General features: G+C 70.4%; 24 protein-coding genes, 3 pseudogenes and 1 riboswitch. Of the genes and pseudogenes, 11 read left to right on the forward strand and 16 right to left on the reverse strand.

The genetic code is table 11. The features are described from left to right. Positions 1–96 precede the first annotated feature (96 nt). Positions 97–855: a DUF6928 family protein gene (locus K228_RS0104360; RefSeq protein WP_025617317.1), complete on the forward strand. Its 759-nt coding sequence runs from the start codon at positions 97–99 to the stop codon at positions 853–855. On the opposite strand, the gene K228_RS0104365 is transcribed toward K228_RS0104360, so the two are convergent. From K228_RS0104365 to K228_RS0104390, 7 genes and pseudogenes are all read right to left on the reverse strand, one after another. Then, positions 852–1,445, reverse strand: a complete 594-nt coding sequence (locus tag K228_RS0104365) for a TetR/AcrR family transcriptional regulator (RefSeq protein WP_025617318.1) — start codon at positions 1,443–1,445, stop codon at positions 852–854. The genes K228_RS0104360 and K228_RS0104365 overlap by 4 nt on opposite strands. A 25-nt stretch (positions 1,446–1,470) precedes the next feature. Next, positions 1,471–2,361, reverse strand: coding sequence for a bile acid:sodium symporter family protein (locus tag K228_RS0104370; protein WP_025617319.1), 891 nt, complete (start codon positions 2,359–2,361; stop codon positions 1,471–1,473). A gap of 75 nt (positions 2,362–2,436) precedes the next feature. Then, positions 2,437–2,652: pseudogene (locus K228_RS30345) on the reverse strand (hypothetical protein); the annotation flags it as partial. A gap of 71 nt (positions 2,653–2,723) precedes the next feature. After that, a pseudogene (locus K228_RS0104375) lies at positions 2,724–3,345 on the reverse strand (hypothetical protein); the annotation flags it as partial. 75 nt (positions 3,346–3,420) lie between these two features. After that, positions 3,421–5,079, reverse strand: coding sequence for an ABC transporter permease (locus K228_RS0104380; protein ID WP_025617321.1), 1,659 nt, complete (start codon positions 5,077–5,079; stop codon positions 3,421–3,423). Beyond that, positions 5,079–5,987, reverse strand: a complete 909-nt coding sequence (locus K228_RS0104385; RefSeq protein WP_025617322.1) for an ABC transporter ATP-binding protein — start codon at positions 5,985–5,987, stop codon at positions 5,079–5,081. The genes K228_RS0104380 and K228_RS0104385 overlap by 1 nt, the downstream gene beginning before the upstream one ends. Positions 5,988–6,099: 112 nt before the next feature. Further along, positions 6,100–6,366, reverse strand: coding sequence for a hypothetical protein (locus K228_RS0104390; RefSeq protein WP_025617323.1), 267 nt, complete (start codon positions 6,364–6,366; stop codon positions 6,100–6,102). A gap of 90 nt (positions 6,367–6,456) precedes the next feature. Between K228_RS0104390 and K228_RS25315 the strand changes: the two are divergent. The 6 genes and pseudogenes from K228_RS25315 (at position 6,457) to K228_RS0104420 (ending at position 11,776) form a co-directional block, all read left to right on the forward strand. Next, positions 6,457–7,705, forward strand: a pseudogene (locus tag K228_RS25315) (MalY/PatB family protein). A gap of 145 nt (positions 7,706–7,850) precedes the next feature. Next, positions 7,851–8,411 (forward strand): sigma-70 family RNA polymerase sigma factor, encoded by a 561-nt coding sequence (locus tag K228_RS0104400; RefSeq protein ID WP_029723361.1) that lies wholly within the window; start codon positions 7,851–7,853, stop codon positions 8,409–8,411. Positions 8,412–8,466: 55 nt separating this feature from the next. Further along, the gene (locus tag K228_RS0104405) at positions 8,467–9,237 is read left to right on the forward strand and encodes a zf-HC2 domain-containing protein (protein WP_025617324.1); all 771 of its coding nucleotides are present in this window, start codon (positions 8,467–8,469) and stop codon (positions 9,235–9,237) included. A gap of 97 nt (positions 9,238–9,334) precedes the next feature. After that, the gene (locus tag K228_RS0104410; RefSeq protein WP_025617325.1) at positions 9,335–9,922 is read left to right on the forward strand and encodes a copper chaperone PCu(A)C; all 588 of its coding nucleotides are present in this window, start codon (positions 9,335–9,337) and stop codon (positions 9,920–9,922) included. After that, on the forward strand, positions 9,919–11,145 hold the full coding sequence (locus K228_RS0104415; protein WP_025617326.1) for a Dyp-type peroxidase: 1,227 nt from the start codon (positions 9,919–9,921) through the stop codon (positions 11,143–11,145). The genes K228_RS0104410 and K228_RS0104415 overlap by 4 nt, the downstream gene beginning before the upstream one ends. A gap of 16 nt (positions 11,146–11,161) precedes the next feature. After that, positions 11,162–11,776, forward strand: a complete 615-nt coding sequence (locus K228_RS0104420) for a copper resistance CopC family protein (protein WP_025617327.1) — start codon at positions 11,162–11,164, stop codon at positions 11,774–11,776. Positions 11,777–11,882: 106 nt separating this feature from the next. On the opposite strand, the gene K228_RS0104425 is transcribed toward K228_RS0104420, so the two are convergent. The 7 genes from K228_RS0104425 to K228_RS0104455 all read right to left on the reverse strand — a co-directional run bounded on the left by K228_RS0104425 (position 11,883) and on the right by K228_RS0104455 (position 17,880). After that, on the reverse strand, positions 11,883–12,725 hold the full coding sequence (locus K228_RS0104425; RefSeq protein WP_025617328.1) for an energy-coupling factor ABC transporter ATP-binding protein: 843 nt from the start codon (positions 12,723–12,725) through the stop codon (positions 11,883–11,885). Further along, a complete protein-coding gene (cbiQ, locus tag K228_RS0104430) occupies positions 12,722–13,462 on the reverse strand; it encodes a cobalt ECF transporter T component CbiQ (protein ID WP_025617329.1) in 741 nt (246 codons plus the stop codon). The genes K228_RS0104425 and cbiQ overlap by 4 nt, the downstream gene beginning before the upstream one ends. A 1-nt stretch (position 13,463) precedes the next feature. Beyond that, the gene (locus tag K228_RS0104435; protein ID WP_025617330.1) at positions 13,464–13,781 is read right to left on the reverse strand and encodes an energy-coupling factor ABC transporter substrate-binding protein; all 318 of its coding nucleotides are present in this window, start codon (positions 13,779–13,781) and stop codon (positions 13,464–13,466) included. Further along, positions 13,778–14,458: an energy-coupling factor ABC transporter permease gene (locus tag K228_RS0104440; protein WP_025617331.1), complete on the reverse strand. Its 681-nt coding sequence runs from the start codon at positions 14,456–14,458 to the stop codon at positions 13,778–13,780. Before K228_RS0104440 ends, K228_RS0104435 begins: the two co-directional genes overlap by 4 nt. A 29-nt stretch (positions 14,459–14,487) precedes the next feature. Beyond that, positions 14,488–14,659: riboswitch (cobalamin riboswitch) on the reverse strand. 103 nt (positions 14,660–14,762) lie between these two features. Next, complete coding sequence (locus tag K228_RS0104445) at positions 14,763–15,575, reverse strand: class I SAM-dependent methyltransferase (protein WP_025617332.1); 813 nt, start codon at positions 15,573–15,575, stop codon at positions 14,763–14,765. Then, positions 15,572–17,164, reverse strand: coding sequence for a radical SAM protein (locus K228_RS0104450; protein ID WP_025617333.1), 1,593 nt, complete (start codon positions 17,162–17,164; stop codon positions 15,572–15,574). The genes K228_RS0104445 and K228_RS0104450 overlap by 4 nt, the downstream gene beginning before the upstream one ends. 152 nt (positions 17,165–17,316) lie before the next feature. Then, a complete protein-coding gene (locus K228_RS0104455; RefSeq protein WP_025617334.1) occupies positions 17,317–17,880 on the reverse strand; it encodes a PadR family transcriptional regulator in 564 nt (187 codons plus the stop codon). Positions 17,881–18,118: 238 nt separating this feature from the next. Between K228_RS0104455 and K228_RS0104460 the strand changes: the two genes are divergently transcribed. Beyond that, on the forward strand, positions 18,119–19,144 hold the full coding sequence (locus tag K228_RS0104460; protein WP_025617335.1) for an LLM class F420-dependent oxidoreductase: 1,026 nt from the start codon (positions 18,119–18,121) through the stop codon (positions 19,142–19,144). 106 nt (positions 19,145–19,250) lie between these two features. On the opposite strand, the gene K228_RS0104465 is transcribed toward K228_RS0104460, so the two are convergent. Further along, positions 19,251–20,342 (reverse strand): Zn-dependent alcohol dehydrogenase, encoded by a 1,092-nt coding sequence (locus K228_RS0104465; RefSeq protein WP_025617336.1) that lies wholly within the window; start codon positions 20,340–20,342, stop codon positions 19,251–19,253. A 99-nt stretch (positions 20,343–20,441) separates the two neighbouring features. On the opposite strand from K228_RS0104465, the gene K228_RS0104470 reads away from it, so the two are divergent. Together K228_RS0104470 and K228_RS0104475 are read left to right on the forward strand one after the other, a co-directional pair. Further along, entirely contained in the window at positions 20,442–21,116 is a 675-nt protein-coding gene (locus tag K228_RS0104470; RefSeq protein WP_025617337.1) for a TetR/AcrR family transcriptional regulator, read from the forward strand. Positions 21,117–21,191: 75 nt separating this feature from the next. Next, positions 21,192–22,118, forward strand: coding sequence for an SDR family NAD(P)-dependent oxidoreductase (locus tag K228_RS0104475; RefSeq protein ID WP_025617338.1), 927 nt, complete (start codon positions 21,192–21,194; stop codon positions 22,116–22,118). A 63-nt stretch (positions 22,119–22,181) separates the two neighbouring features. Here K228_RS0104475 and K228_RS0104480 read toward each other — a convergent pair whose 3' ends face one another. Beyond that, positions 22,182–23,690, reverse strand: a complete 1,509-nt coding sequence (locus K228_RS0104480) for an aldehyde dehydrogenase family protein (RefSeq protein ID WP_025617339.1) — start codon at positions 23,688–23,690, stop codon at positions 22,182–22,184. Positions 23,691–23,938: 248 nt separating this feature from the next. Here K228_RS0104480 and K228_RS0104485 point away from each other — a divergent pair, with 248 nt between their 5' ends. Continuing rightward, positions 23,939–24,685 carry an enoyl-CoA hydratase family protein gene (locus K228_RS0104485; RefSeq protein WP_025617340.1) on the forward strand — a complete coding sequence of 249 codons (747 nt, stop codon included), beginning with the start codon at positions 23,939–23,941 and terminating at the stop codon, positions 24,683–24,685. The last annotated feature ends 6 nt before the right edge of the window (positions 24,686–24,691 follow it).

Below are 24,691 nucleotides of genomic sequence, written 5' to 3' on the forward strand. Positions count from 1 at the left end.
GGATGCCCTCCAGTACGACGGGCTCGCCCTAGTCCAGCGCGAACCGGACGGCCTGCCCGGGTAGGGTGCGTGCACTTGCGACAGATCGGGGGTGGCATGGGCGCGAAGACGGCGCTGCTGGCTTTCGCTGACGGCGACTTACGGCCGGCACTACTGAGTGCGACTCCATCCACGCCGGCAGTGGCCGAAGCCCTAGTACGGGAGATCCTTCCCGGATATGCCGTGACGTTGGTTGGCGACAGCACTCTCGATGAGACTCGCCCGCCCGATGACGTCACTCTCGCCACCGTGCTGCCAGGAGTCAAACTCCTGTGTGACAGCAGGTTGGTCCTGGATCTCCCTTCCGAACTGCCTGCGCATCTATACCGAGCCGGTGCGGGCAGGCGAATCATCATGCACGGCATGCATTCGGTCGTCGACTGGCTCTGCTTCGCGGTGTGGGAGGACGGGAACCTGGTCCGCTCCTTAAGCCTGTCACCGGATAGTGGTATTGAGGAGAACATCGGCGAGCCGTTCGAATTCGAGCGTCCGTACTGGGAAGGCGAGCATCCGGTTGAACCGGTTCCGGGATGGCCCAACCAAGACCCTTATCCGCTGCCGTTCCATCCCTTGGAGTTAGGCGAAGCGGCCCTACGCGCCTTGTTCGGCTTCATCCTCGAAGGGCTCCCGAAACCGGACGACGTCGACGCAGACGCCGTTCACATGCACGAATTCCACGTCGCTGACCCAACGGGCGAGGAGCAGGCAGCCCGCGAGGCGGCCCATGAGCAGGCGAGGCGCGTCATGGGGCTGCCGCGGACTTTCCGGATGGGCCCGGACGGGACCATGCAGGAGATCAGCGGAGATGAGTTCTAGTCCGGCCGCAGGTAGCCGTCCACCAGCCGGGCCAGTTCTTGGTCCAGGCCGGCGGCGGAGAGGCCGTCGGTGACGATCCGAGCGGAGAGCACGAAGGACTGCGTGGTCAGCAGGACAACCCGGGCCATGGTCTCGGCCTCGCCGGACCGGACCGAGCCGTCGGCCCGCCCGTGGGCGACGGCGTCCACCAGGAACCGCAACATCTCCTCCTGGCCCGCGCCGCGCCGGTCGAGGAGGTACGGGATCAGCACCTCCGGATCAACGTCGCGGATCTTGCACAGCAACGGGTGCTCCCGCAACACCCGCGCTCCCGCCACCACCCGCTCGACCAGGCGGGATCGGGCGTGTCCGGTGCCCTCGTCGGTCGCCGTGGCGAGCAGCACCTGCTGCCACTCCCGGGTCATCAGATCACCGATCAGCGACTGGGCATCCGGCCAACGCCGGTAGACGGTCATTCGGGAGACCCCGGCGCGACGCGCCACGTCGGTCACGGTCGTACGACGTACGCCGTAGGCGAGGACGCAGTCACGGGCGGCGTCCAGAACCGCGTCCTCGATGCCCCGCTCGCCGGTCCGGCTCCACTCCACCACGCCGAATGTCTACCATCCCCCGCTGCTACGGATTCTGGCCAACCGGCTCTTCCGGCTGGGATCCGGTGCGGGTCACCAGAAAGCCGAAGGCCGCGGCGGTGAAGAACATGACGATGCCGTAGACCGCAGCGGGGATGGCCATCCGGGTGTTGTCGAGCAACGCCGGGCTGAGCGCGACGGTGATCGCCAGGGTGCTGTTGTGGATGCCGATCTCGAATCCGGAGGCGGTCGCGGCGCCCCGATCCACCCCAGCCAGCCGGGGCACCCCGTATCCGACTGCGAGGCTGAGCACGTTGAACGCCAACACCACCAGGCCAACCGAGACGAAGTAGTCGGCGAGGTTCTCCCGTTCGTTCAGCACCGCGCCGACCACCACCGCGACGAGCACCACGACCGACAGGACCCGGACCGGCCGGTCCAGGCGTACGGCGGCGTGGGGCGCCCGGGCCCGGATCAGCATGCCGATCGCGACCGGGATGAGCACGATGGCGAAGACCTGCAGCACCTTGTCGAACTGCAGACCCAGGCTCCCGCCGTCGGCGAGGAAGTATGCCGCCGAGAGGTTGACCACGATCGGCAGGGTGACCACGGCCAGCACCGAGTTGATAGCAGTCAGGGTGATGTTGAGGGCGACATGCCCACCGAACAGGTGGCTGAAGAGGTTGGCGGTGGTGCCCCCGGGAGATGCGGCCAGCAGCATCATCCCGAGGGCAAGCTCCGGGGCCAGGTCGAAGGCGAGCACCAGCCCGAAGCAGAGCGCCGGCAGCACCAGGACCTGGCAGACCAGGGCGATGAGGGCGGCTTTCGGGTAGCGGGCCACCCGGCGAAAGTCCGCCACGGTCAGCCCGAGGCCCAGGCCGAGCATGATGATGCCGAGTGCGACGGGCAGTCCGATCAGGGTCAATGCCGAGTCCATGGCAGCACATGATCAACCCTCAGGTTCGCCGCCGCAATCCCCCGGGTGGCTCGCGCTGCCCGGCTGGGGCCAACGTCAGCCGTTGGCCACGAGGTCCCCGCAGCTCGTCTCGTCCGGCAGCAACGGTCGCAGCTGCACCGTCCAGTTCTTGCCGTCCGAGGTCCATGGCGTCGTCGCGGTCTCCCCCGCCGCGGCCGCGATCAACGTCTGCAGCGCATCTCCGGTGACGGTCACACAGCCCGGCCCGTTGCCGGAGCCGAGGGGCTCACCGGGCAGCGTCGGCCCGGGCCAGGGGTTATTGATGTCGAAGACCACATCGCTTGGCGAGTCACCCCTAGCCGCTGAGCCCTCGGCGGGTAGGTCCGTGATGCCCGCGACCGCGGTGGGCACGTAGGGCTTCGCGCTGTCCCCCTTGGCCGGCGCCAGCAGACCCGACTCGCCGGTGAGCGACGCGACGAACGCCCGCAGCCGCGTCCGGGCCGCCCGCTGGTCGGCGGTGAGGCCGGGCGCGTCGTCGCCCGCCTCGGTGAGGGCCGGGACGTCGATCTGCTCGGTGCCGTTCGCGCCGCGGACCGTGAATCGGGTTGTCGGCGCGTCGGCGAGCGCCGGAGTGCCGAAGTCCACCGCGCCGTCCACGCCGGCGGCCCGCGCCGACTCCAGCAGCGTCGACACGTCCTCGGGGGCGATCGGGTGGACCTGGAGGTTGGGCAGCGCGGGCCCGGGATAGATCAGGATCGTGGGGCCCTCGCTGATCACCCGTCCGTCACCGTAGACGCTGAGGGCCGGGATGCGGCTGGCCAGCGCCGACGGCATCCCGAACCCACCGATGGAGGTCATCTGGAACACCACCGCGTCGGCGGGGTGGGCCCCCTCCGGCTGGCCGGCACCGTCAGCGTTGGCCGTCTCGCCCTGCGAGCCGCAGGCGGTGACGAGCAGGAGCAGCGACACGGCGGGCGCCGTCCAGCGGAGTCGACTATTGGTCATGTCGGATCAGACGTGGCCGGGTGCCGGAAGGTTCCCGTGGGGCGACGATCCCTCGCCGCCCCACGGGCCACCCGGTCAGGTTCGGCCGACCACATCCCGTCGGAACGCCAGGCGAGCCACCTGGGCGGTCACCGCGGCAAGCCCGGTCAGTACCAGGACCGCGACCACACTGACCTCCTCCAACGGATGTTCGCCGACATGCGCGAAGGGTGACAGCCACCCGGCGCTGGCGGGAATATCGAGGATCGGGGCGAAGTACCCGAAGATCAGCCCGTAGCCGAGCACCACCCAGATCAGCGGCAGCACCCGAGGCGCCACCGCATAGAGCAGCGCGGCGGCGGCGAGGAGAAGCCAGACCGCCGGAGTGTGCGCCACGTGGCCGAGCAGCAGGTTACCGAAGGACCCGGCGTCGCCGGTGCTCACCGCCGCCCCGACGCCCATACCGGCGCCGGCGACCAGCAACAGCCACGGTACGCCGACCGCCGTCACCACGAGGTGGCTGCCGATCCAGGCCGAACGGCTGACTGCCGTCGCGAGCACCGGCTCGGCCCGCCCCTCGCTCTCTTCGGCACGCAGAGTCTGCATGGCGAGCACCGCGTAGACCCCGACGGCGAGGGCCATGGTCAGCCCCATGGTGCCGAGGTAGCCGTCCAGCAGGTTCTCCGACCCGCCCATGATGGCGACCATGTCCTCGGGGGCATCGGTGAACCCGTCGAGCAGTGGCTGGGTGAACGAGCCGTAGGCGAGGCCGGCGGCGAGCAGTCCCACACTCCACCCGATCAGGCTGGCCCGGTGCAGCCGGAACGCGAGCGCGAGCGGCCCGTCCAGCCAGGCCGCCGCCCGGGCCGGCCCCGGGCGGGGCGGCACGAGCCCGGCACCGAAGTCCCGGCGGGCGGAGAGCGCGTAGCCGGCGGCAGCGGCGGCCGCCGCGAAGGCCAGCGAGATCACCAGGGGCCACCAGCGGTCGTGCACGTACGGCGCGGTCTGCTGGGACCAGCCGATCGGTGAAAGCCAGGACAGCCACGACGCGCCGCCGCCCTGCGCCGCCGCCATGTCACCCAGCCCGCGCAGCACGAACGCGGCTCCGAGCAGGGCACCGGCCGCGCCGGAGGCGGCCCGCGGATACTCTGACAGCTGGACGGTGACCGCCGCGACTCCGGCGAATACCAACGCCACCGCACCGACCGAGGCGCCGAACAGCAACGACCCGCCGAGGTCGTAGCCCCGGCTGGCCATCAGGCCACCGATCAGGATGGCGACGACCGCGGCCATCGTGGCGGCGAGCGCCAGCACGGCGGTGAGCTGGGCGTGCCGGCCGACCACGTTGGCGCGGATCAGCTCGGCCCGACCGGAGCGCTCCTCCACCCGGGTGTGCCGCACGACGGTCAACAGCCCCATCAGACCCGCGCCGATGGCCACGTAGAGGCCGTACTGCCCAGCGAGGAAGCGCTCGATGGTCAGGTCGTCGAAGCCGAATCCAGGGCCGCCGAAGAGCGCACCGGCCGGGCTGCCGGAGAAGGCGGTCAGCCCCTCCAGGTCCGCCGGGCTCTCGACGAAGGTCTCCAGCGCGGTGGCGAAGTATCCCATCAGCAGCGCCAGGCCGAGGGTCCAGGCCGGGAAGCGGATCCGGTCTCGGCGCAGCATGAACCGCAGCAGGGTGCCGGTCCCGGTGACCCGGCCGCCGCCCTTGGCGGGCGCCGCGACCACCGGACGGTTCACCATCACGGTGGCCATCACGCCACCGCCCCGTTGCGGGCCGGCTCATCGCCATAGTGCCGCAGCAGCAGCTGTTCCAGGGTCGGTGGCCGGACGGTCAGCCCACGTACGCCGAGGTCGCCCAGCCGCCGGATGACGGCGGCGAGGTGATCGCCGTCGACCTCGAAGCGGACGTGGCCGTCGGTGTCCTGCAGCCCGTGTACGCCGGCCAGGGTGGCCAGCGAGGCGGCCGGACTGTCGACGATCGCGTCCACGGAGGTCCGGGTCAGGTGACGCAGGTCGGTCAGGGAGCCGGTCTCGACGATCCGCCCCTGCCGGATGATCGAGATCTGGTCGGCCAGCACCTCGACCTGGGCGAGGATGTGGCTGGAGAGCAGGACGGTCCGGCCGGCCGCGCAGGCCTCCCGGATGCACTCCTGAAACACCGCCTCCATCAGCGGGTCCAGCCCGGCGGTCGGCTCGTCGAGCAGCAGCAGGTCCACGTCGCTGGCCAGCGCCGCGATCAGGGCGACCTTCTGCCGGTTGCCCTTTGAGTAGGTCCGCCCCTTCTTGCGGGGGTCGAGGTCGAAACGTTGGCACAGCTCGTCGCGGCGAACCGGGTCGGTCCCGCCGCGCAGGCGGGCGAAGAGGTCGATCGCTTCGCCGCCGGTCAGGTTGGGCCACAGCTCCACGTCGCCGGGGACGTAGGCGAGTCGGCGGTGCAGTCGCACCGCGTCGGCCCACGGATCACCGCCGAGCAGCCGGACCCGGCCGCGGTCGGCCCGGAGCAGCCCCAGCAAGATCCGAATGGTGGTGGACTTGCCGGCACCGTTGGGGCCGAGGAAGCCGTGCACGGTGCCGGTCTCGACCTGCAGGTCGAGACCGTCCAGCGCCTTGATGCGGCCGAAGAGCTTGTCGATGTGTTGAATGTCGATTGCCGTGGTCATGGTCGTAGACCTCGTTCGAGGAAGACCCGGGCAGGGTGAAGCCCCGGGGTTGGTCCGATGTCGTCGATCACGCGGAGCCCACGAAGAGTCGGTGAGCCGTCGCGGAGAAAGTTCACGCCGGGCGGCGTGACAACCGGTACGCAGTGCCCTCTACGCCCGCCGCGGGCGGATCCGGGACGTACATCAGATAGTCGTCGAGCATCGAACGATCGACGTGCAGCCCTTGGGTGAAACGCCCGAGGGCCGGCGACGCGATCCCCTCGGCGCCGGGACGAGACCCGGCCGCGCGAACGTGTCCGTCGATCGCGGCAGCCTGACAGACACCCGTGGTGACGAAGCCGCCAACCCGAGTCACGAAACCGCCGCCAACCGATGCCACCCCGCTAGATTAAACAGTCGTTCAACCGTTCGGCAAGACCACCCACCGGGCCGAGAACCCACCCGCCGCTTGACGCCCTAGGGTGGGCGGATGTCCCGCCCCACGCCCTCCGACGATCACCCCACCGCCGCCTCGAACCCGCTCACCCAGCTCACGCTGGAACAGCTCCGGCGACGTACCAGCGTGAAGTGGGGCAGGCACGCCCCGGACGTGCTTCCACTCTGGGTGGCGGAGATGGATGTCCCCCTCGCCCCCGCCGTCGCCGATGCGCTGCAGCGCGCCATCGCGCTCGGCGACACCGGCTACGCCAACCCGACGGGTTACGCGGAGGCGTTCGGCGAGTTCGCCGCCGAACGCTGGGGCTGGACCGACTTCTCCCCCGGCCGAACGGCGGTGGTACCCGACGTGATGCTGGGCATCGTCGAGGTACTCCGGCTGGTGACCGAACCCGGCGACGCCGTGGTCGTCTGCTCCCCGGTCTATCCGCCCTTCTACGCGTTCACCCGGCACGCCGGACGGGAGGTTGTCGAGGCCCCGCTCGGGGCCGACCTACGGATCGATCTCGCCGCTCTCGACGAGGCCTTCCAGCGTGCCCGTGCCCGCAGCAAGCGGCCGGCCTTCCTGTTGTGCAACCCGCACAATCCCACCGGGGCGGTACACCGCCGCGCGGAGCTTGAGGCCGTCGCCGAGCTGGCCGACCGGCACGGCGTGCGGGTGATCTCCGACGAGATCCACGCTCCGCTGGCGCTGCCGGGGGCAGCGGTCACCCCGTACCTGACCGTCACCGGCACCCAGGACGCCTTCGCGGTAACCTCCCGGCTCCAAGGCATGGAACCTCGCCGGCCTGAAGGCGGCACTCGCGGTCGCGGGACCACGCGCCGCGGCCGAGCTGACCCGGATGCCGGAAGAGGTCAGCCACGGACCGAGCCACCTGGGTGTGGTCGCGCAGACGGCCGCCCTCCGGGCCGGCAGGGAGTGGCTCGACCACCTCCTCGACGGGCTACACGCCAACCGCACCCAGCTGGAGGGGCTGCTGGTCGAGCACCTGCCGACCGTCGGCTACCACCGGCCCGAAGGCACCTACCTGGCCTGGCTGGACTGCCGGCGTCTCGACCCGCACCGGGCTCAACCCGACAGCGCAGCCGACGAGGTCAGCGCCGGACCAGCCCAGCTGTTCCTGGAACGCGCGCGGGTGGCCCTCAGCTCCGGGCACGCCTTCGGCACGGGTGGAGCGGGCTGGGTCCGGCTAAACTTCGCCACCTCCCCCACCATCCTCACCGACGCCGTCACCCGCATGGGTCGGGCTGTCCGGGAGGCGGGAACCACCACCTCGAGGTGATCCACAACAGTTGGCGGCCCCGAACCGGCGAGAGACCGGCGCGCCGGGAATGTCGTACGCTACCGTTCAGCACGATGCTCAGCCGTCTCGTACGGGCATTTTGTGCCCGTCGTTCGCTCCGAACGGCGACCCGGAGGTACCCACCGTGACCGACGACACCGATGTCACCTCGTGGGCTCTCGAGGCGGGACGCGGTGACCAGGCGGCCGCCGCCGCCTTCATCCGGGCGACCCAGCAGCAGGTTCGGCGCTTCCTGGCCGCCTTGATCTCCCCGGCCGAGGCGGATGACCTGACGCAGGAGACCTACCTGCGCGCGCTGCGGTCGCTTCCCTCGTTCGCCGGCCGCTCCTCAGCGCGTACCTGGTTGTTCAGCATCGCCCGGCGAGTCGCGGTGGACCACGTGCGGACCGCCACGTCCCGTCCGCGGACGGTCCCGATGACCAACTCCCACGACGTCGCCGACGCCGACGAGAGTGGCTTCGACCGGCAGGTCGCCCTGGAACAGGTCATCGCGGCACTCCCGACCGACCGCCGGGAGGCGTTCGTCGTCACCCAGGTTCTCGGCCTCTCCTACGCCGAGGCCGCACAGGTGTGCGGCTGCCCGGTCGGGACGATCAGGTCCCGGGTATCCCGGGCTCGGGAAGATCTGGTCGTCGCGCTACAGGCCCGCTCCGGCGGGTCGGCCCGCCACACCGCAGCCGGCTGACGACCTTCCCGTCCCGCGCGGGAACCAGCGCCGGCACCGGTCCGACTACCGGTACATGGGGTGTGAGCAGTGGCGCGAGGTGTTGTCGGCGCAGTTGGACGGGGAGGAGACCCCGGCTGAGCGGGCGGCAGCCGACTCCCACCTGGCCGGTTGCGGTGCGTGCCGGACGTGGTTCGACCAGGCGGCGGCGATCACCCGTCGGGCCCGGCTGTCGGTCAGCGTGATCGGCCCCGACCTCACCGACGCGGTCCTGGCCGCGCTCCCCGCAACGACTCCGGCGACGACCCCGGCGCGACCGCCGTGGCGACAACGGCTGGTGATCGCCCTGCGCGCGGCGCTCGTGCTAACGGGGGCGCTGCAGGTCATGCTGGGTCTGACGCAGGTCGGTCGGGCGGCGGCGGGCCCGCACATCCACGCTGGCGGGCCACTGGCCTCGGGCCACCTGTGGCACGAGGCAGCGGCGTGGAACATCGCCGTCGGCGCCGGGTTCCTGTTCGTGGCCGCCCGCCGCACCCCGCCGACCGGGCTGCTGCCGATGTTGAGCGCCTTCGTCGGCACCCTGGTGCTCCTGTCGGTCAACGACCTGATGACCGGCCGGGTGGAGACCGCCCGGCTGGTCAGCCACGGGTTCCTCTTCGTTGGCTACACGATCGTCGTGGCCATGTCCCGGCCGGGACTACACCCGGGCGGCCCGCCCACCGACCTTCGCACTGATCGGCCCCGCTGGCGCATCCCGGCCGAGGATGAGCCGCCCCCGCCGGGTCTACGGCTCGCGCCCCCGCCGTTTCCGGGTTCGGCGTGCCACCGGGACAACGCTGCGGCCTGAGCGTCCCGATCCCGGTGATGTTGCTAACCGAATCACCGGGAACTTTCCCGTCCCGCCGAACCGACCAACAGTCAACACCGAACTCAGAGAGGTCTACATGCCAAGTAACGTCACCCGTCGGCGCCTACGCCCGGCCGCCCTGGTCGCCGCCGCCCTGCTGACCGCCGCCATGGCCGGCTGTGGCTCGTCCGACGACTCGTCGGCGCCCAACCCAGCCCCGTCGGAGACGGCCACCGCGGCAGCGGACGCCCCCGTCGGCGTGGTCGGGATCAACGACCCGTGGGTTAAGGCCGCCGACCAGGGGATGACCGCGGCGTTCGCTACCCTGGTGAACGAGAGCGACGCCGACGTGACCCTGACCGGCGTCAGCACCGAGGTGTCGCCGATGGAGCTGCATGAGATGGCCATGAAGGATGGGGAGATGGTCATGCAGGCCAAGGAGGGCGGCATCGTGATCAAGGCGAAGAGCAGCCACGTCCTCGAGCCCGGTGGCGACCACCTCATGATGCTGGATCTGAAGCAGCCGGTGCAGGCCGGCGACGAGCTGAGCTTCACCCTCACCTTCGCCGACGGGCGGACCCAGTCGTTCACGGCGGTGGCGAAGCCGTTCACCGGCGCGGAGGAGAGCTACAACCCCGAGCACAGCATGCCGGACATGTCCATGAGCCCCAGCGCAGCGTCGTGACTGGGAGCGGCCCCCGCGCGGTGAGCCGACGCGGTCTGCTCGCAGGTGGCGTCCTGGCTGCCGGTGGCGCGCTCGGCGCCACCGTGGCCGTCACCGCCGTTGGCTCCGACGCCCCCTCCACCCACCCCACCGAGATGACACCGGCGGCGGAGATCGGGCTCGCCGTCGAACCGTTCCACGGGACCCGCCAGGCGGGGGTCGCCACCGAACCACAGGCGTATGCGGCATTCGTCGCACTCGCCCTCCGGCCGGAGACGGACCGGGAGGCGCTGGGACGGATGCTACGGCTGCTCTCCGACGACGCCGCCCGCCTCACTCAGGGCCATCCCGCCCTGGCCGACACCGAGCCGGAGCTCGGGCTGCTGCCAGCCCGACTGACCGTGACCTTCGGCTTCGGTCCCGGCTTCTACCAGGCGGCCAACCTCGACGGGCGGCGGCCACCATCGGTGGCCGCCCTCCCGGCGTTCCGCATCGACCGGCTCTCCCCCCGCTGGTCCGGCGGGGACCTGCTGTTGCAGATCTGCGCCGACGACCCGCTGACCGTCGCGCATGCTCAGCGGGTACTGGTGAAGGACAGCCGCCCCTTCGCCACCGTCGCCTGGGTACAGCAAGGCTTCCGGCGCGCGGCCGGGGCCGAGCCGGGGCGCACCCAGCGCAACCTCTTCGGCCAACTCGACGGCACCGCCAACCCGAAGCCGGGCGCTCCCCTGGAGACCGCGGTGTGGGCACCGGACGGGCCGGCGTGGCTACGCGACAGCACCACCCTGGTCGTCCGGCGGATCAGCATGAACCTGGAGACGTGGGACCTCCTCGGCCGCACCGACCGAGAGTTGTCCGTCGGCCGCCGGCTCGACACCGGCGCGCCCCTGACCGGCACGGACGAAAACGACGAGCCCGACTTCAAGGCCCTCGGGTCGGGCGGACTCACCGTCATCCCGGACTTCTCACACCTGACCCGCTCCCACGTCACCGAGGACCGGCTCCGGATTCTGCGCCGCCCCTACAATTACGACGGCGTGCCCAGCGCCGACGGGACTGCGGACAGCGGCCTGATCTTCGCCTCATACCAGGCCGACATCACCCGTCAGTTCCTACCCATCCAACGACGCCTGGCCGAACGGGACCTACTCAACGAGTGGACCACCCCGATCGGCTCTGCCGTCTTCGCGATCCCACCCGGCTGCCCCGAAGGCGGCTGGATCGGCCAGCAACTGCTCGGCTGACCTCGACAGGAGAACCATGCGGACCAACACCCGCCCGAGACCCGCCGGCTTCCTCGCCGCCGTCCTCGCCGCCGCCGCGCTGCTGCTCGTACCGGCCTCCCCGGCCGCCGCGCACAACTCTCTGAAGGCCACCACACCGGCCAAGAACGCCGAGCTGGACACGGCGCCGACCGAGATCACACTGGAGTTCCTCCAGAAGCTGGATCCGGCGTTCACCACCATCGTCCTCTCCGACGCCGCGGAGCAGAAGGTTCCGACCGGTGAACCCGAGGTCACCGGGGCAAAAGGCACGATAAGCATCGACGGAACCCTGGCGAACGGCACCTACACCGTCGCGTACCGGGTAGTCTCCGCCGACGGGCACCCGGTCCAGGGCTCGTACGCCTTCACCGTCGCCGACCCCGCCGGCGCCGAGGCGCCGGCACCGACGCCGGCGGAGTCCTCTCCCGAGGCCGAGCCCACCACGCCGCCAACGGAGCCCGGATCGGTCAGCCCGGCAGCGGCGGCGACCGACGACGACGGTGACGGCGGCGGAATCGGCGCCCCGGCGGTGGTCGGCGGCGGGGTGCTGTTGGTCCTGGTGGTAGCCGGCGGACTGGTGCTACTACGCCGCCGACGCAGCACGACCTGACCAAGGGTTGTCGGGCGGCGCTCGGTGCCGCCCGACAACCCTTGGCGCCCGACCCCAGCGGGATCTGCGCCGTTGCCAGGCCAGGCCGCGCACCGGGTTGCGGCGGTCACCGGTCCTCCGGCGCAGCGTCGTGGAGTAGCGCGGCGAGTTCGGTCACCGCGCGCGGGCGGGCCCCCGCCAGCTCTGGAATCTGGTCCAGGAGCTGGTGCACCAGCGGCGCCCACGCCGGCACCAGGTGTGCCGCCGCGAGCAGCGCCGGATCGGCAAGGCCATCCGCCGTGGCTACGGTCCGCACCCGTCCGCCGGAGACCACCGCCACCGCGTCCGCCCAGCGGAAGGCGAGGTCGACATCGTGGGTGGAGAGCACCACCGTCGTACCCGCGGTGTGCAGGTCGTGCAGGGTGCTCAGCAGTGCTTCCACCCCGGCCGGGTCGAGCCCGGCCGTCGGTTCGTCGAGAATGAGCAGCCGCGGGTGCATCGCGACCGCGCCGGCGATGGCCACCCGCTTGCGCTGGCCGTAGGAGAGCAGGTGGGTGGGTCGATCGGCGAGCCCCGACACACCGAGCGCCGCCAGCGCCGCCTCGCAGCGCCGCCGTACCTGCTCGGCCGGTAGCCCCAGGTTGACCGGCCCGAAGGAGACATCCTGCCGGACGTTGGCGGAGAAGAGCTGATCGTCCGGGTCCTGCACCACCAGTTGTACCTGCTGCCGCAGCTCCCGTAGGCCGGCCCGGGTGTAGCGCGCCCGGGTGCCGGCGACGGAGATCCGGCCCGCGGCGGGCCGCCGCGCGCCGGCCGCCAGCCGGAACAGCGTGGTCTTGCCGCCGCCGTTCGGGCCCAGCACGGCCAGTCGCTGACCGGGGTCGATCCGAAGGTTGACCCCGGTCAGGATCGGCTGACCCGGCTGGTAGGCGAAGCCCACCTCGGCGAACTCCAGCAGCGGTGCGCTCACCAAGGGGACACCCACCCGGTGCTGACCATGACGATCACGCCGAGCAACGCCGTGGTCGCCGCGACGAACGGCACCGATACCCGGTGGGCCCCCACCTGCACGGCAAGCGAACCGGTGTAGCCCCGCACCGCCAGTCCCTCCTCCAGCCGCCGCGCCCGGTGCAACGCCCGGACGAACACCGCCCCCGCCTGACCGGCCAGGGACCGGTAGGCGCTCCGCCAGGTACGGAAGCCAAGCCGGGCCGCCTGCGCCTGCCGGACCGCGCGCACGCTCTCCACCAGCAGGAAGAGCATCCGGTACGTCAGCGCGGCAACCTCGGTGACCGCCGGGGGGATCCCCAACCGGTGCAGTCGTGGCAGGACCTCCGACAGCGGTGTGGTGGCGGTGAACAGCAGCAGGCAGGTCAACGCCGCCACGGAACGGCCCGCGGTCTGTGCCGCCACCGGCAGGCCCGCGGGGTCAATGGCCAGTCGGAGTGGAGCCGGCATCGACGCCAGTAGCGGAATCGTCGACGTGACCACGAAGAGTAGCGGCACCCGGGCCGCCCGAAGCACCACGACCAGTGGTACCCGTGCGACGGCCAGCAGCACCGCCGCCGCACCACCGGACAGGAGCGCGCCGGGCCAGGTGGGCAGGGCCACCGCGCAGACCAGCAGCCCGAGCGCGAGCAACGCCTTCTCGGCAGGGTGCCGACCTCGCCAGGGGCCGGTATGCGCGGCGATGTCGAGGGCGAACACGCTAGCCGCGCTGCCGGCCAGCAGCGTCGCGCTGCCGCTGCCGGGTCCGGGCAACACCGAAGTAGTAGCCGAGCAGGCCGGCACCGAGCGCAGCCTGGAGGGCGAAGAACGCCGACTCCAGCTCGGCTGATGGCGGCTCGTAGATCGGCGAGAACCACGGCTGGTAGTCGGGGTGGTCGTCCACGATGGCCTGTTCGGCAAGGGCGTCCGCGCCGGAGAAGGGTTCCTCCCCCGACCCGAGGCCGAACGCCAGCGGTGCCACCGCCAGGAGCAGCACCGCGAGCAGCAGCAGCAGGTTGACCCAGGAGAAGCGCCTCATGCCCGTACCTCCGCCGCCGGACGCAGCAGGCCGAGCCGACGCAGTTCATCACCGCTGGTCCGACTCAGCAGGCGGACCACCAGAACGGTCAGCAGTCCCTCGCTGATCGCCAATGGAATCTGGGTCACGGCGAAGATCCCGCCGAACTTCGCCAACGCACCGACGATGCCAGCCGTCGGGTCGGGGAATGCCAGGGCCAGCTGGGCGACGGTGACACCGTACGTCGCCAGGCTGCCCAGGGCCGCAGCGGCGAACACCGCCGGGTCCATACCGCCGCCGGCGCGACGGACCATGGTGTAGCTCCCAAACGCCACCCACGGGCCGACGATCGCCATCGAGAAGACGTTCGCGCCCAGCGTGCTCAACCCACCGTGGGCCAGCAGCAGCGCCTGGAACAGCAGCACGATGCCGCCGAGCACGCTCATCACCGGCGGTCGGAACAGCACCGCCCCCAGCCCGGTGCCGGTCGGGTGGGAACTCGACCCGGTCACCGACGGGATCTTCAATGCGGACAGCGCGAAGGTGAAGGCACCGGCCGCCCCGAGCAGCAGTTTCGATTCTGGATCTGCACGGACCTGCCGGACCAGGGCCCGACTTCCGTGGACGACGAATGGCGCGGACACGACGAACCACGCCGCCGCCTGTTCCGGAGGGAGATACCCCTCGGCGATATGCATCGAATGACCTTCCCTTCCAGCACCTCGTGGATGAGATCCGTGTCAAGGCCGGTCTCCTGGCTTCCGGATCGACGTTCACTCCAGCCTTCCCAGGCCTGGTGGGGCCCAGTGGCACAGTCAGAGATCACTACCCGGTCACAGTGGCGAGGGCCGCGCCGGTCTTCCACCGGCTTCCCGTGCACCTTGACGGCGAGAGGCTATCGGGCGCCCGGCCGGACGGCAAGCTGTCGCTTCGCGCCAATCGGTCCACGCCTGCGCCGGCTGCAGCGTCCCGGATGCCGCGCTCCGCCGCGAGCCGATAGGTTCAGCGCGGGCCAGAGCCCGGCTTCCGGGCCGTCAGGATGGCGTAGCCGAGTACACCGTCGGCGACCGCGGCCCGGGCCGCGGCCAGGACCGCCGGGGCCCGGGCGAAGTCCAGGCCGAGCGCCGCCGCCTGATCAGCAGCGGTCAGCCGCAACACGGTCAGGCGCGCCTCGATCTGGTCGATCATCGTGGTGACCGCGGGGTCGTGCCGTTCGGTGTGGGTTGTGGTCAACCCCGCGCCGGCCAGCAGGGCGACGTACTCATCAAGGGGACGGGCATCGGCGATGCAGGCGATCCACGCTCCCAACCCGGTCAGTTCGGGGGGCAGCCGGTCGGGGACGGCGACGACATCGGCCATCCCCAGTCGACCGCCCGGGACCAGCACCCGAGCCAGTTCCCCCGCTGCCGTGGGCTTGTCGGGGAAGGTGCAGAAGGCACATTCGCAGATCACCACGTCAACCGAGTGTGCGTCGACACCCAGTTGCTCGGCGTCTCCCTGCCGGAACCGCACCTGGTCGGCGAGCCCCACAGACCGGGCTCCCCGGGTGGCCGCCGCGACATTGGGACCGGCGAGGTCCACACCGGTCACCGTGCAGCCGTACTCGGAGGCCAGCAGCAGTGCGCTGGCGCCCCGTCCGCTCGCGACGTCGAGTACGCGTTCACCGCTGGTCAGCCCCGTTCGGGCGGCGAGTCGACGGGTCAGCGACGAACCGCCGGGATGGTACGCCTCGCCGAGGAGCAGGGCGACCAGGTCCGAACCGTAGACCGCGGCACAGCAGCCCTTCGGGTCCGCCGCGGGCTCACCCGTCGTCACCGGATCCGCCGCCCGACGTTGGTGGCGTCCGGTGCCACCCGCCGCCCGGTGGCGACGCCGTCGGAGCGCTGGGCGACCTTCGATCCGTACGGGGAGTCGGCAATCATCGAGCGCAGCGCGAGTGCGTTGGGCACCACGTCAGCGACCGGCACCCCGGACATCTGCTCGCGAACCTGTTCCCGGTAGCCGACCGAGTTGTAGGCGCAGAACGGGATCAGTCTGCCGTCCGGAGTGATCTCCTCGACGCAGCACTTCATCAGCTGCCGCACATTGAGCGTGTACGGGTCCTGGAAGTCCTGGATCACGATCATGAAGGCCCGGTCGGTCAGGTTCGCGACCGCCTCGGGTAGGTTGACCCCGCAGGCGTCGGCGCAGTCCAGCGCTGCGGCGGTCTGGGCGAGGCGCGCGTTGGTCGTGTCGGTGCCCATGAACGCCGACGCCGACCACAGCTTCTCCAGCGCCTCCCGGACAGCCGGGTCCGGCACCACCCGGTTGGCGACGTAGTCGAGGTGGTCCGCCACATCGAGCAGCCGGGGAATCGGCACCACCGCGAAGTCTTCGGCGCCAGGCGTGCCCGAGGTGAGCAGATAGGTGATCGACCGGCAGGTCGGGAAGCAGCACGGCACCGGGAAGAAGTCCTCGGCCCGGAACCAGTCGGGCCGCTGCCGCGCGACAAGGTGAATGATGTCGGAGTTGGTCAGCCGGGTCAGTGGGTCGAAGGGCGTGTGTCGGCCGGAGTGGGTCACCGGCTGGAACGAGACGCTGCGCACCGCCGGGTGCGCGAGACCGTGGCTGATGATGGCACCGAGTTCGTGCTCGTTGAGCCCCCGCTCGACCGCGGCCACCAGGGTGACGGTCAGGCCGACCTCGGCACAGTTGTCCAACGCTCGCTGCTTGATCTCGCGTAGGTCCCGGCCCCGGATCTCCCGGTGTGTTCGCTCGTCGAACCCGTCGAACTGCAGGTAGATGTTGACCGCCCGGCCGGGACGGTTCCGCGCGCCAAGCGCTGCCACGAACGCCCGATCGCTGGCGAGCCGGATTCCGTTGGTGTTCAGGTTGACCGCCCGAATCGGACGGGCCTGTGCGGCGTCCACGAAGTCCAGGATCTGCCGATGGATGGTGGGCTCTCCGCCGGAGAACATCACCACCTCGGCCTCGCCCTCACTCGCCACGAAGACGTCGAGCATCCGCTCACACTGCGCGAGGCTGATGGCGTACCCGTCGGGCTGGTGGCCGGAGTCGGCGAAGCAGATCGGGCAGTCGAGGTTGCAGCCGGTGTTGACCTCGATAATGCCCAGGCAGGCGTGCTGCTTGTGTTCCGGGCACAGCCCGCAGTCCGCCGGGCAGCCGTCGCGCACCTCCGTCTGGAAGGTCAGCGGGATCGTGCCGGGCTTGTTGAATCGGGCGCTGTCGAGGTACATCCGCGCGTCGCCGTACACCAACGCCTCGAACTGGCCGTGCTCCGGACAGCGCTTACGCAGATAGACCTTGTCGTCGCGGAGGTTGACCTGTCCGTCGACAACGACCTTGCAGACCGGGCAGATCGACTTTGTGTACTCGACGAACACCTCATCCCGGTCCCGCTTCATGGCTCTCACCATTCCACGCCGCACTGCCCCGGCACGCCGGCTTGGTCGAATACCGCCCGGCGCGGCTGCCCAGACCGGCGACACCTGGCCCCGTGCCGGTGATCGGGCGGAGGGCAACCCCGGCACTGGCGGGTCAGCCGGGTACCGACGGGTCAGCCGGGTACCGGCGCGCGAGCGCGGAGCAGGGCCGCCACCCGCTCGCACCACTCACGATTCTCCTGCTCGAAGCCACGCCCCCGCAGGCAGGTGAGGTACGGCCCGATCCGGTCGCTCTCACGCAGGAACGCCTCCTCGGTCAGGTCACCGCGCAGCTGCCGGAGCATCCGGTCGAAGAGTTCCACCTTGGCGGCGGCGATGACCGCCCGCTCCTCGAGCTGGGCGATGACCGGTGCCGGGTCGAGCCGGTCCACGGCCTGGACCATGACGAGCAGGTCCTCCCGGATCGACGACGGCTTCGACGGCACGGCGGCGAAGGCAGCCAGTTCGGCGAGGCCGGCGGGCGTGACCGTGAACAGCCGCTTGTTGGGGCGGTCGTGCTGGATGACCTGGCGACCGGTGATCAGCCCCGCCCGTTCCAGCTTGGTCAACTCGGCGTAGAGCTGCTGGGGTACCGCGTACCAGAAGTTAGAGCAGGAAACATCGAAGATTTTGGTTAGTTGGTAGCCGCTGTACTCCCCATCGAGCAGCACCGCCAGCACCGCGTGCCGCAGCGCCATGGCCACACCTCCCACTCCGGGTGAGGACGCAGTTTCGCGGGCCGGCACCGCGTCACCGGCCCTTCCCCCGAACCATACTCAATGATATGACTATTCCTGTTGAGGACTACCGACGGCAGTCCTCCCGACCGTCAAGCCTGCCCACCGGCACACTGCCCACCGTCACCACGCGGAACGAGGCGGCCCCCACCGGCTTCTCCCGCGCCCGGGACCCCCGGGGACCTGGAAGGACACCCCAATGAAGCTTGGCTACACGACCGGCTACTGGTCCTCCGGGCCGCCCGAGGGCGTCACGGCGGCCATCGCCGAGGCCGACCGACTCGGCTTCGACTCCATCTGGGCCGCCGAGGCATACGGATCGGACTGCCTGACCCCCCTCGCGTGGTGGGGAGCGAACACCTCCAACGTCCGCCTGGGCACCAACATCATGCAGATGTCGGCCCGCACTCCGACCGCCGCGGCGATGGCCGCGCTCACCCTCGACCATCTCTCCGGCGGCCGGTTCGTCCTCGGGCTCGGCGTCTCCGGCCCGCAGGTCGTGGAGGGGTGGTACGGCCAGCCGTATCCGCGACCGCTGGCCCGTACCCGGGAGTACATCGAGATCATCCGTGCCGTCCTCGCCCGATCCGAACCGGTCACGCACGACGGCGACTTCTTCCAGCTACCGCATCGCGGCGGCACCGGCCTGGGTAAGCCGCTGAAGTCCACCGTCCACCCGCTGCGCGCCGACATCCCGATCTTCCTCGGCGCCGAGGGGCCGAAGAACGTCGCCTTGGCAGCCGAGATCGCCGATGGCTGGCTACCGATCTTCTTCTCCCCCAAGGCGGACAGCTTCTACCGGGCCGCGCTGGCCGAGGGCTTCGCCCGACCTGGCGCCCGCCGTGATCTGGACACATTCGAGGTCGCCGCGACCGTACCGATCGTCGTCCACGACGACATCGAGCGGGCGGCGGACCGACTCCGCCCCTTCGTCGCGCTCTACGTGGGCGGCATGGGAGCCAAGTCAGTCAACTTCCACCGGGATGTCTTCGCCCGCCTCGGCTACGAAAAGGAGTGCGAGGTCATCACCGAGGCGTACCTGGCGGGCGACAAGAAGCGGGCCGCCGCCGCCGTGCCAACCGCGCTGGTGGAGGACATCGCCCTGATCGGCTCGGTCGCCAAGGTCCGCGATGAGCTGCAACGATGGCGCGAGACCGTGGTCACCACGCTGCTCGTCCAGGGCAACGCCCAGCAGCTACGCCAGGTCGCCGAGGTGGTGGGCTGAGCACCCGTCCCGCCAATCGCCCGACTCCGGTGGCCCACCTGACGGCTACCCCGCGCCGCCGCACGGTGGGCCACCGGAGTCGGGCGAGGTGATCTACATCGCCGGGTCAGCTGGCGTCGTCGGAACAGATGACCTGCCGGATCACGTCGCCGCGACCGAGAGCGGCGAGGGCGTCCCCGACCTCCTCCAGCCGCAGCCGATGCGTGATCATCTCACTCAGGTCGAGTCGGCCGGCCCGCCAGAGGTCGAACATCCGGTCAAAGTCCCGCGGCGCCTGCGACGCACCGTAGAGCGAGGACGTGATGCTCTTTCCCTCGAACAACAGCTCAAAGGGGCTGAAGGTGACCTGTTGGTCGGAGCGGCCGGCACCCACGACCACCACCGTCCCACCCCGACGTGCCGCAGTCCACGCCGCACGCAGCGTCTGCGGCACCGCCACCACGTCGAAGACGTGGTCGAAGCCCTCACCGTCGGTGAGCTGAGCCGACAGCTCACCCAACGTCTCCGGGCCACAGCTGTGGGTTGCTCCGAAGCGCAGCGCGGTCTGCTGCTTGGCCTCGACCGTGTCGACCGCGACGATGACGGCGGCACCGGCGAGCCGCGCGCCCTGGATCGCGGCGATACCCACACCGCCGCAGCCGATCACCGCGACGGCGGCACCCGGCTCTACCCGCGCCGTGTTGATCACGGCACCGACGCCGGTCATCACGCCACAGCCAACCAGCGCGGCCACCTCGTACGGCACATCGGGGGCCACCTTCACGGCGCCGGCCTGGGGAATCACGATCTCTTCGGCGAAGGCGCCACACCCGGCCATCGCGAAGACTGGAGTCTCGCCGACCAGGAAGCGCGGCTGGGCGTAGCCAGCCAGCACGTTGGTCAAGCAGAGGTAGGGCTCCCCCCGGGCGCAGGAGGGGCAGGACCCGCACGCGGGTAGCCAGTTGACCACGACGCGGTCCCCCTCGACCAGGTCATCCACCCCATCGCCGACCGCGACGACATCGCCGGATGCCTCGTGCCCCAGCACCACGGGCATCGGGTGCGGCAGCACCCCCTCGCGCGTCGAGCGGTCAGAGTGACACACCCCGGCCACCCGAACCCGGATCCGGACCTCCCCCGCACCCGGCCCGAGCACCGTCACGTCATCGCGAATCTCGACCTTGTCGTCACCCACCGTGTGAAAAATCGCCGCCCGCACGAGATCACCTCCGAAAGTGAAACCTGTTCTAGCCTAGGGGCCGACAAGGGCCCGGGCAAGCGGCTGGGGCACAGCCAGGGCGACCGGCATAATTCGACCGTGACCACAAAGAAAGCCAGCAGCGCGGGCCTGCCGTCGGAGCGTCGCACCCACCTCGTACGCCTCGCCGGAGAGCTGTTCGCCGAGAAGGGCTTCCGAGCCACCACCGTGCGGGAGATCGCCGACGCGGCCGGCATCCTGTCCGGCAGCCTCTACCACCACTTCGACTCCAAGGAGTCGATCGGGGACGAGCTCCTCTCCGGCTTCCTCAACGAGGTGCTCACCGGATACCGCGAGGCGGTCGCCGACACGGACGACCCGCGCAGCACGATCGAGCAGTTCGTCCGCTCGAGCGCGGCGACGCTGGCCCGGCACCGCGCCGCCCTGACCATGCTGCAGAACGACTGGAACCACTTCCGCGCCGTACCCCGCTTCGACTATCTGCGCGACGCCACCCGGGAGATCGAGCACCTCTGGGTAGACCAGTTGGAGCGGGGGAAGCAAAGCGGACTCTTCCGCTCCGATCTGGACACCAAGCTGACCTACCGATTGCTGCGGGACGTGTTGTGGATACCGACGCGGTGGGGACAGAACGGCAGCAACAGCTGGGATGCCGATCAGATCGCCGACGCGGTCATTCGTCTGATCTTCGACGGCATTCTCGCCCCGGACAGCGGGTCGCCCGGGGGGTCACGGGCGGATCGCGCTCCGCGGGCGAAGCCGACGAGAAGCTGATACCCTACCAAGCAAGCGATTGGTCACCGATGTGCCCGGCGGAGCCACCGACTGCCCGCGGACGAGGGAGCACCAATGACAGATCAGCAGTTCACACTGGACGGCACGGTCGCGATCGTGACCGGGGCCGGCAACGGATTGGGGCGCGCGGAAGCCCTCGAGCTGGCCGCGAGTGGGGCCCGGCTCGTCCTCAACGACCTTCCCGGCGACGCCGTAACGGCGGTGGCAGCCGAGATCGCGGCGGCGGGGGGCGAGGCGACGGTGTGCCCGGGCGATATCGGCGACTGGTCGACCGGCGAGTCCCTCCTGGACGCGGCCCTCGATACATACGGCCGACTGGACATCCTGGTCAACAACGCCGGCGTCCTCCGCGATCGGATGGTCTTCACGATGTCGGCGCAGGAATGGGACCTCGTGCTGCGGGTGCACCTGCGCGGTCACTTCGTCACCACCCGCTTCGCCACCGCCTACTGGCGCAACCGCAGCAAGGCCCTCGGCACCCCGGTGTACGGCCGAATCATCAACACCTCCTCGGAGGCGTTTCTGCTCGGCTCGCCCGGCCAGCCAAACTACGCCGCCGCGAAGGCCGGTGTTGTGGCGCTCACCGTCGCGACCGCGCGTAGCTGCGCCCGGTACGGCGTCCGAGCCAATGCCATCTGCCCACGCGCGCGCACGGCAATGACCAGCGAGCTCATGGGACCCTCCCCCGAGGAGGCGACCGATCCGTTGTCCCCAACACACGTCGCACCGCTCGTGCGGTACCTCGCCAGTCCGGCCGGAGATCCGATCAACGGCGAGGTCTTCGTGATCCACGGTGGCGTGGCCGCGGTGCTGGCCCCACCCACCGTGCGCGCAAGCTTCCACACCAACGGCGAGTCCTGGTCACCGACCGCCCTACACGACGCCCTGGGACCCCTCTTCGGCGAGCAGAACGCCGGAGCGGGATACGCCTGCGAGGCCACCCTGCCGCTGGCTGCGACCACGTTCGGCGAAAGCCGGTAGCAACCCCGGGCGGGGACGGCACCGCGGCGGCGACCGTCGGTCGCCGCCGCGACGGCCCGCCACCTACATGAGCTCATCCGTGGTGGGCAGTAGAACGGTCTTCACCTCGGTGAATGACTCCGCCGAGCCACGCCCGCCCTCCCGCCCGAGACCGGACTGGCCGAATCCGCCAAAGGCTGCGTGGGGCTCCACCTGATAGCCATTGACGCCGACGGTTCCCGCCCGCACGGCTCGGGTCAGGCGCATGGCCCGCTTCACATCGCTGGTCCACACCGTGGCGGCGAGTCCGTACTCGGTGTCGTTGGCCAGGCGTACCGCCTCCTGCTCGTCGGTGAACGGCGTCACCCCAAGCACCGGGCCGAAGATCTCCTCCCGGGCGATGGTCATGTCGCTGGCCACGTCGGCGAAGAGCGCCGGCGTCACGAAGTTGCCGGCAGCCAGCTCTCCACCAACCCGTTCACCGCCGCAGACCAGGCGGGCTCCCTCCGCCTGCCCCTTCCCGACATAGCCGAGCACGCGGTTCAACTGCCGCCCGTTGATCAGCGGAGAGGCGGTGGTCTCGGCGTCGAAGGGATCTCCGTAGTTCACCAGGGCGGTCGCACCGGCGGCGATTGCCAGGAAGTCGTCGTAGACCTCCCGCTGGACCAGCGCTCGGGTATGGGCCACGCAGACCTGGCCCGACAGTCCCACCGTGACGGTTCCCATGGTCAGCGCCGCCGCGGCGTAGATGTCGGCATCGGCGAAGACGATCGATGGGCTCTTTCCCCCGAGCTCCAGACTCACCCGGGTGATTCCGTCCGCCGCGGCGCGCAGGATGCGCCGGCCCACGGCCCGGCTGCCGGTGAAGGTGACCTTGTCTACCAGCGGGTGGGTGACCAGCGCCTCGCCGGTCGTCTCCCCCGGCCCGGTCACGACGTTGAGCACGCCCGGCGGAACGCCGGCCTCCTCGAGAATCCGCACCAGTCGCAACACCGCGAAGGTGGCGTACTCCGACGGCTTCAACACCACGGTGCACCCGGTGGCCAACGCTGGCGCGAGCTTCTGCGCCGCCAGCAGGAGGGGCGCATTCCACGGGATGACCGCCGCCACCACCCCGACCGGCTCGCGCAGGGTGAACACCATGTGGTCACCCCCCTGGTAGGGCGACAGCGTCTCCCCACCGAGCTTGTCGACCCAGCCAGCGTGATGATCGAAAATGTCGGCCGCGCACTCGGCCGACACCGCATAGGCGTCACCAAAGCTCAACGGAACACTGTTGTCGAGCGCCTGGAGCGCAAGCAGTTCGTCGGCGTGTTCACGGATGAGGTCAGCGGTCCGCCGCAGCACCCGAATGCGTTCCTTCGCCCGGCTGTGGGGCCAGGGCCCCTCGTCGAATGCGGTTCGGGCGGCTCGGACGGCGGTGTCCACGTCGGCGGCGTCCGCAACCGCGAACTCCCCCACCTCCTCGCCCGTCGCCGGATGTAGGTGCACCCACGTCCGGTCATCCCGCGACGGCCGCCAGTCACCCGCGAGGAGCAGCTCCCCCCGGGTCAGTCCCACCGCATCCCGTCGTGACTTGATCGAGAGAACCATGCCCACCTCCACGGCCGACCCAGGTATAACCTGTTCTATTTCTCGGCAGGATACGCCGAACCCGTGGGCACTGCCAGGCTCCAGGGAGGCATCGATACACACCTGGACTTCGTGATAGGTTTTGCCAAGCAAGCGCTAGGTTTGCGCCCCTGCGTGTCGCTATCCGTTGCGGAGCATCCGGTGGGTTCGTTGCGAAGCCTCCGGTGGGTTCCGTTGCGGAGCATCCGGTGGATCTGGAGGCATCAACGATGGGCATCGACATTCGCGGCGACGGACGGATCACCGAGGTGGTCATCGCCATCCCCCCGGTCAACGCCCTGGCGAGCGACGACTGGTTTGCACTGGCCGATGCCATCCACACCGCTGCCGCCAGCCCCGCTACGGCGGCCGTGATCCTCACCGCCGAGGGGCGAGGATTCTGCGCCGGCGTGGACCTCAAAGAGCTCCAGCACAGCACCGACCACGCGGCGCTGATCGGCGTCAACCGGGGCTGCTTTGCCGCTTTCGCCGCCGTCTACGAGTGTCCGGTGCCGGTCGTGGCAGCCGTCCACGGCTTCTGCCTCGGCGGCGGTGTCGGTCTCGTCGGCACCGCCGACATCGTCGTGGCCGCCGACGATGCCACCTTCGGCCTACCCGAGGTGGACCGGGGCGCGTTGGGCGCTGCAACGCACCTGTCCCGGCTGGTGCCGCAGCAACTCATGCGGGCGATGGTCTACACCTGCCGGCGAGTCACCGCAGCGGAGCTGCGGGACTTCGGATCGGTGCTCGATGTGGTGCCACGGGAACGACTGGCGGCCACAGCTCGCCGCGTGGCCGAGGAGATCGCGGCCAAGGACCCAGTCATCATTCGCCGGGCAAAGGAGTCACTCAACGGGATCGACCCCATTGACCTCCGGCGGTCCTACCGCTACGAGCAGGGCTTCACCTACGAGCTGAACCTCGCGGGCGTGTCCGACCGGGCCAGACAGCGCTTTCTTGACCGAGGCAAGCACTGACCGACC

It is taken from the genome of Salinispora cortesiana (genome assembly GCF_000484695.1).
Classification (GTDB): Bacteria; Actinomycetota; Actinomycetes; order Mycobacteriales; family Micromonosporaceae; genus Micromonospora; species Micromonospora cortesiana.